Genomic DNA, 6,582 nt, shown 5'->3' on the forward strand with positions numbered 1-6,582 from the left:
AGGCGCCGTTTTGGGGCATCACGTAGGTGTGCTGCAGATCGTATTCGCCATAGGCCGAAATCTGCGGCATCCAGGCCGATTTTGCGCTTTTGACACCCTCTTGCTGACGGTTCGTCTCGAGCAGAAACTGTTTGACGTCGGGATGGGATTTCAGCGCCTTGTCGATACACGATTCCAGTGTCAGCGTCTGGGCGTGAAGAATCAGTGCCGAGAGAAAAATGGATATAATCGTTTTGTTCATACCCAGAAGTGTATAACGCCTGTGTGAACGGAACATGAACGCTGCTTCCGCAAACGTTCGAATAACACAGATATGCCATAATTGCATCTGTCATTAAGTCATCAACCAATAGTTGACAATCGATCGTGGGTAAAATTGTCTCAAAACGAATGTTTTCGAAGCTTCAGATGGGTGGGACGATCATTCCCGCCAAAAAATGGACTCTGTTCATTTTTTCATAACATCAAAATATACTCGCACTCCGGATGGCCGTTGGTTTGATGGCCTAAATAATGATTGGCAAAACCGATATGCACTCCTGAGATGGGTTCTACTAACATTTCGGTAACAAATCTATGGAATAATTGCAAACATTTAACAGACTGAGGATGCAAATTCGATGAAACTCATTGTCGCATGGTGTGCGGCGGTCATGCTGCTGTTTATCAATCTTCATGCCGAACCGACCGATATCGATCGGGAAATCGCAAAAATCAAAGCGGCGCCGCCCGAAGAGCGCGTGAAACTTATGAACGAATTCAAGCGTAAGCTTTTCAAAATGAACCAGGAGGAGCGGAGCGAAGCCATACAGCGTCTCAAACACTCCATGCGCATCAAGGGATCGCACGGATCGGATCAAAAAGGGGGCTCATCGGCGCATCAAAGCTCCCATGGCAACGGTCACCACGGGGCACAGGCATCCGGGCACAATCAGCCGCAAGGGGCCCATGGCGGCGGCAACAGAGGCAATTCGGCACATTCGAACGGTCATGGACACGGCCACGGTGGAAAACATTGACAACGTTGTCGTCTCTTTCGTAATTTCATGCATATCGGATTGGAAAAGAAGGGGCCATAGGATGTGCCTCTCATGTCTGCGTACAAAGGTGCAATTTTTCTCAGTACAGATAGGATATGATTAGAACCCATCTCAAACATCCCGATAGGCGGCAACGGAGATGATTTTGCTTCGAAGCGTCGTTTGAAAGGAGCTCTGATGTCACTTTCCATACTGCTGCTCGAAGATGACGAAATGCTTGGAGAAACACTCGCATCGCTTCTGGAAATGGAGGGATATGCCGTCGTGTGGGTAAAACGGGGAAACGATGTTCTCGATCTGACATTCGATACCCGGTATGATCTCTATATTTTCGATATCGGCGTTCCCGACATCGACGGCCTCGAACTCCTGGCGTCCCTGCGGGATGGAGAAGACGATACACCCGCCATTTTCATCAGTGCACGGACCGATATCGCTTCGATTATGCGGGGGTTCGAGTCGGGTGCATACGACTATCTAAAAAAACCGTTTTTTCCCGAGGAGCTTCTGGTGAGAATTCGTGCCCGGTTTCAGCCGAAACATGGTGCGATCGAGTGTGGTGCATGGCAGTACGACCCCGTAAAACGTGTGCTCAGACAGGACGGCAAACTGGTTCCGCTCGGTGAAGTGCAGCAGACGCTTCTTCATCTGTTTATGACCAATATCGGGCGCGTTATCGACAAGTCGGATCTGCTGGAGTGTCTAAACCAGCCATCCGATTCGGCGCTGCGTGTCGCCATCAACAAACTCAAACAGACGACCAATCTGCCGATCAAAAATATCCGTGGACTGGGGTATATGCTTGAAACGTGTTGAAAAAGAGTCGTTCGCCAAAAGCTTCCTGCTTTTTTTCCTTTCAATGGGTGTTATGGTTGCCGCCCTCTTCTACATGGATTTTGCACGATCGGTTCTTGCACTTGAAAAAACCATCCATGCCCGTATGGAAATATGCAGTTACGATCTCAATTGCGACGAGTTTGCGTTCGACTTCGTCCCGCTCAATGCCGAGAGGTTGAACAAACTTGTGAAATCGAATGACGGCGCACTCTACAGCGACTTTTCCGTGCCGGGTTCAAACGACTATGCCATGCGTATCAAGCTCCCGAAAGAGGCGTATAAGAAGCGCCTGACAAGACTTCAAAAAGAGAGTCTGGGACGTTTTGCCGCGGCACTTTTCGCCGTGATCCTGCTTTCGCTTCTTTTTGCATGGTATTCGCTCAGACCGCTGCGCAATGCACTCAGAATGACGGAAGAGTTCGTCCGCGATATTCTGCACGATTTCAACACCCCTCTTTCGACGATTCGCCTCAACGTCGCGATGCTCAAAAGAAGATGGCAGGATAGCACCGAAATCGGGCGGATCGAAAAAGGGGTACAGACCATCCTCGACCTGCAGCAGAACCTCAGGGATTATCTCGAACAGGTCTCCTCCAATGCCAAGCGTCTCGATCTATCAAAATTTGTCGCCTCGCGGGTCGAAATGGTGCGCGGAAACAGCCCCGGAATCCGTTTCGATCTGCAGGTCGATGCCGCGACGGTCGTCGTCGATCCCAAACTTTTCGCCAGGATTCTCGACAACATTCTCTCCAATGCCGCCAAGTATAACAGCGACAAGGGCGTCGTTTCGGTACGGTACGAATCGGATGGGAAAAAACTGGTCATCGAAGATTCCGGATGGGGTATTCAACGGCCCGAAAAGGTATTCGAGAGATATTACAAAGAGAGAGAGACCGGACACGGCATCGGCATGCATATCGTCAAAAAACTGTGTGATTCGATAGATGTGGATATCGAAGTGGAGAGCGAACCGGAGAAAGGGACCCGGATAACGCTCGATTTGCGGCCGGTTCTATCCGAAACGACCGCACGGTAGTTTATCGGTGGCGTCCGCGGCCGCCTCCCATACCGCCACCGCCATGGCGGCCACGTCCCATGCCCATCTGTGATGAACTGCCACCGCCGTTTTGGTGTTTGTAACGGTTCTGGTGTCTGTGCTGATGCTTGTGACCCTGGCCCTTTCCGTTACCCTGACCTTTTCCGCGGCCTATACCCTGGCCATGGTCGCGAACCTTCTGTCCATTGTTTTCAGCGTTTTGTCGGCGTTCCTTTTTCATCTCTTTACGCTCCTCCGCCGTCATGCTCTTCTGCCGTTTCTGCATCTCCTGTCGGAATGCATCCCGCTCTTCTGCAGGGACCGAGCCGCGCATATCCTTCATCTCTTCGGTACTCAAACCGGAATAATCGGCAGCCCATGCGGCACCCAGCAGAAGTGACAGTATGATAATCGGTTTCATCTTATCTCCTTGTTCGATGGTTTACCGAATTGTAGAGGAAAAGCGTTAGCGGCAGATTAGCGATATGTTAAATAAGTGTTAATAGAATTGGATACAATCGTATCTAAAAAAGAGGTAACCATGCTGTTCGACTATTCCGAAACCGATGCACGAAAAAATTACAAGTTGATGGCGCAGACCATCATCCCGCGCCCCATCGCCTGGATCGTCACGGAAAGTGCCGGTACCGTCAACGTGGCCCCCTTCAGCTACTTCACCGGACTCTCGTCCAATCCGCCGACGATGGTCGTCTCCATCGGTCACAAGAGCGACGGCTCGCCCAAAGACACGCTGGCCAATATCAGAAAAACGGGAAAATGCACGGTCTGCATGGTCGCTCCCGAGCATCTGGAGAGAATGCACTTCAGCTCCAAGGAGATGGCGCACGGCGAGAGCGAAGCGGAGCGCTTCGATATCCCGTTGAAAGAGGCCGTCGAGGGATTTCCGCCGATGGTCGAAGGATCGCCTGTCGCCTTTTTCTGCGAACTCCATCAGGAGATCGATCTGAAAGGGAGCAAGACGATTCCTTTGATTCTTGAGATCAAACGGCAGTTCGTCGACGATGCCTGCATCACCGACAGGGAGCGGCTGACTATCGAGTTTCGGCCCGTGGCGCGCGTGGGAAAGAGCTATGTGCAGCTCGGAGAGGAGATCGTTCCGCCGGATATTCCCTAAAGGGATATCGGCTTCGCTACCAGGAGCCGCCGCCCCCTCCGCCTCCGCCTCCTCCGGAGAAACTTCCGCCTCCCGATGTGCCGCCGCTGCTCGTTCCGGCCTGTGATGTCTCCGTAAATTTGCCGAACGACCGGTCCAGATGCAGCAGAGAGTTTCTGTTGCCCTCGAACCATACCGGGGTGGAGGCTCCCAGCAGATCGTAAAATTTCAGCCAGTGGTCCGCCACACCGAATACCATGGCATACGGCAATGCCCTGTCGAGATAGGCAGGATCCCTTTTGAGGAGGCGCCGAAGCTCATCCTCTTTGACGCGTTTGATGAACTCTTTGAAACCCAGCAGGTGACGGTAGAGTGCCGCTCCTTTGCGGGTGTACGCCCCCATGAACCTGGCGAAAAAGAGAATCGGAAAAAATGCCAGCAACATAATCGTGAAGGGAAGCGACAGAAAAGTGTCGACGCTGCCGAACTGCTCCAGAATCGAATAACCGATGAGCAGCGGAACGAGGATGAAAAAAGAGGCTACGAATCTGGCGGCGAAATCTTTCTGAAATATCAAAAGCATGAGGCCCGCGACGAAAAAGAGAGAAACGAAGAGCAACGGAAGAATCAGCGTGACATCTCCGATCATTCCCGCACTTTGAAAGGCCGCGATGCCAAGAAATGGAAGCAGAAAGAGAATCGTTTTGACGAGAAAGCCGATGCGTGCTCTCGAGGGATTCTCCTGCATATATCCCTCCTTCCAGGACCACTCGTAGAGATGCCCGTTGATCTTCTCGTACCCGTCACGGAAGCGTTTCGCCCTCTCGTCCGATCGTTTGACAAGTACGAAACGGTCACTGTACGGGAAGAGCAATCGGTCGAGGATGATCCTGTATTCCGGCGAAAGTCCATTCGCATTCTTGTTTTTGCGTAACAGCACCATCTGCGTCCCTTCGAATACTTTCCCGACCACGGGAATCTGTGCCAGGGGATTTTCCGTCGACTCCTCCTTGATGGTCAGATAGCCCATTCTCGCAAGATCGATGATGGCTGCGGCAATGTCTTTGGTATCCGCGAACTGGTCGACCAACACTCCCGCCTGCAACGGATCGATCCCTTTGGGAGGTTGATACATCGGTGCGATCGATCCGATGGAGGGATCGCGGCCATGCCGGTACCAGTAAACGAAAAGAGCCATCGTAAACAGTGGCAGAAAGATCCAGGGCCATCGGGATTTGAGCCATCCCCACATGCCCTCGTCGAAATCGCCGCTCTGCCCCAACGTACCCCTGGCGAAGGCCAGCTCAACCGTCAGCCCTTCGTGGGGAGCCAGCGAATCGACGGTGGCTTCGTAGAGATCCGGCGCCTTTTTTACGAGGACGGCCCGGGTCGTCGTGCTGCCGTAGGGTCCGCTGAAGGTCCGGCTCTCTATTGGCAGCGAGACAAGCGTTTCGGGAAGGCGTACCGTGACACGGGCATGCCCAATGGGGACTTTCCACCCCGTTCCTACGGCGTTCCACCGCAGGGCGTCGCGGCCATCCTTCATGGAGAGGATGCCATGGGCGACACGGTAGGCGATGGTATAGCGGTGGATGCCGTTCAAAAGCAGATCCCCCCTGCCGATCCTCAGTCGCACCATCGGGCCCGCATCTGCGCTGGCAACAAGCTTTTCGAAAGGCTCCGGTTTTCCGTCGCGCCATACGCTGAAACCTCCGAGACCGATGGAACGCATGCCGTAGCGTCCCGTTACCATTTTGGGAATGTCACGGAAGATGCCGTGTTTCCAAACCGTACCGAAGTCGTACTCGATCATCTCTTTCACATCGAGCGAGCCGTCGTCGTGCAGATCGATCGTGACATCGTAGTGTCGGATCGCCTCCGCGAGGAGAAAAACGGCGAAGAGCTGAAAGAGAAGCAGCGCTCTCATAGGTCGATATCCGGCATCTTCCTTTCCGAGGGCTCCTCGAGCTCGAAATAGTCGCGTTCGGTGAAGTTGAACCTGTTGGCGACCAGCAGATCGGGGAAGGAGCGGAGCTTGGCGTTGTAGTCCCTGACGACCGCGTTGTAGTAGCGGCGCGCGTTCTGGATCGCCTCCTCGATCGTGGCGAGTTCGTTCTGAAGTTTCGAAAACTGGGTGTCGGCTTTGAGATCCGGATAGGCTTCGGCCAAGGCGAAAAGGCCGCCCAGGGCATGGGTCAGGGCATTCTGCGCCTCGGCCTGTTCTTTGACGTTTTTGGCCTCTTCGCACCGCTGCCTGGCGCGGATCACCTTGTCGAGGGTCTCCTGCTCGTAATTTTTGTAGCTTTTGACCGTTTTGACGAGGGCCGGGATCAGGTTGGCCCGGCGTTTGAGCTGCACGTCGATGTCCGACCACGACGAGTCGATGGCGGCCTGCAGCGAGACGAACTTGTTGTAGATGGCGATGAAGTAGAGGACGATGGCGGCGACGATGGCCAGAAAGATCCAGAATCCCATAATGCGTTCCTTACAGAGAATTGGCTATTATCATTATATTACATCATTATATCGTCGGAGCCAAACGAAAATGAAATCGA

Annotated in this window: 8 protein-coding genes; 4 read left to right on the forward strand and 4 right to left on the reverse strand. The window is 53.1% G+C overall.

Going from position 1 to position 6,582, the window contains the following annotated elements:
• Positions 1-277 (reverse strand): TolC family protein (locus Q1K24_RS08615; protein WP_300368914.1); only part of this gene is annotated, 277 nt, incomplete at its 3' end.
• 343 nt (positions 278-620) lie between these two features.
• On the opposite strand from Q1K24_RS08615, the gene Q1K24_RS08620 reads away from it, so the two are divergent.
• The 3 genes from Q1K24_RS08620 (at position 621) to Q1K24_RS08630 (ending at position 2,913) form a co-directional block, all read left to right on the forward strand.
• Positions 621-1,019, forward strand: coding sequence for a hypothetical protein (locus tag Q1K24_RS08620; protein ID WP_300368917.1), 399 nt, complete (start codon positions 621-623; stop codon positions 1,017-1,019).
• 198 nt (positions 1,020-1,217) lie between these two features.
• Complete coding sequence (locus tag Q1K24_RS08625; RefSeq protein ID WP_300368920.1) at positions 1,218-1,856, forward strand: response regulator transcription factor; 639 nt, start codon at positions 1,218-1,220, stop codon at positions 1,854-1,856.
• On the forward strand, positions 1,843-2,913 hold the full coding sequence (locus Q1K24_RS08630) for a HAMP domain-containing sensor histidine kinase (protein ID WP_300368922.1): 1,071 nt from the start codon (positions 1,843-1,845) through the stop codon (positions 2,911-2,913). Before Q1K24_RS08625 ends, Q1K24_RS08630 begins: the two co-directional genes overlap by 14 nt.
• Position 2,914: 1 nt before the next feature.
• Here Q1K24_RS08630 and Q1K24_RS08635 read toward each other — a convergent pair whose 3' ends face one another.
• Complete coding sequence (locus tag Q1K24_RS08635; protein ID WP_300368925.1) at positions 2,915-3,334, reverse strand: DUF1104 domain-containing protein; 420 nt, start codon at positions 3,332-3,334, stop codon at positions 2,915-2,917.
• 120 nt (positions 3,335-3,454) lie between these two features.
• Here Q1K24_RS08635 and Q1K24_RS08640 point away from each other — a divergent pair, with 120 nt between their 5' ends.
• Complete coding sequence (locus Q1K24_RS08640; protein WP_300368928.1) at positions 3,455-4,048, forward strand: flavin reductase family protein; 594 nt, start codon at positions 3,455-3,457, stop codon at positions 4,046-4,048.
• A gap of 16 nt (positions 4,049-4,064) precedes the next feature.
• Here the strand turns inward: Q1K24_RS08640 and Q1K24_RS08645 are convergent, their stop codons facing one another.
• Both Q1K24_RS08645 and Q1K24_RS08650 read right to left on the reverse strand, forming a co-directional pair.
• Entirely contained in the window at positions 4,065-5,954 is a 1,890-nt protein-coding gene (locus tag Q1K24_RS08645; protein WP_300368931.1) for a DUF2207 domain-containing protein, read from the reverse strand.
• Positions 5,951-6,502, reverse strand: coding sequence for a LemA family protein (locus tag Q1K24_RS08650; protein ID WP_300368933.1), 552 nt, complete (start codon positions 6,500-6,502; stop codon positions 5,951-5,953). Before Q1K24_RS08650 ends, Q1K24_RS08645 begins: the two co-directional genes overlap by 4 nt.
• Positions 6,503-6,582: the final 80 nt, after the last annotated feature.

The sequence above is a fragment of the Hydrogenimonas sp. genome, assembly GCF_029932565.1.
Taxonomy (GTDB): domain Bacteria; phylum Campylobacterota; class Campylobacteria; order Campylobacterales; family Hydrogenimonadaceae; genus Hydrogenimonas.

Excerpts from the sequence above, each read along its gene's own strand:
- Q1K24_RS08635 (WP_300368925.1), bottom strand. The coding sequence starts at position 3,334 with ATGAAACCGATTATCATACTGTCACTTCTGCTGGGTGCCGCATGGGCT.
- Q1K24_RS08650 (WP_300368933.1), bottom strand. The coding sequence starts at position 6,502 with ATGGGATTCTGGATCTTTCTGGCCATCGTCGCCGCCATCGTCCTCTAC.
- Q1K24_RS08640 (WP_300368928.1), top strand. The coding sequence starts at position 3,455 with ATGCTGTTCGACTATTCCGAAACCGATGCACGAAAAAATTACAAGTTG.
- Q1K24_RS08625 (WP_300368920.1), top strand. The coding sequence starts at position 1,218 with ATGTCACTTTCCATACTGCTGCTCGAAGATGACGAAATGCTTGGAGAA.
- Q1K24_RS08645 (WP_300368931.1), bottom strand. The coding sequence starts at position 5,954 with ATGAGAGCGCTGCTTCTCTTTCAGCTCTTCGCCGTTTTTCTCCTCGCG.
- Q1K24_RS08620 (WP_300368917.1), top strand. The coding sequence starts at position 621 with ATGAAACTCATTGTCGCATGGTGTGCGGCGGTCATGCTGCTGTTTATC.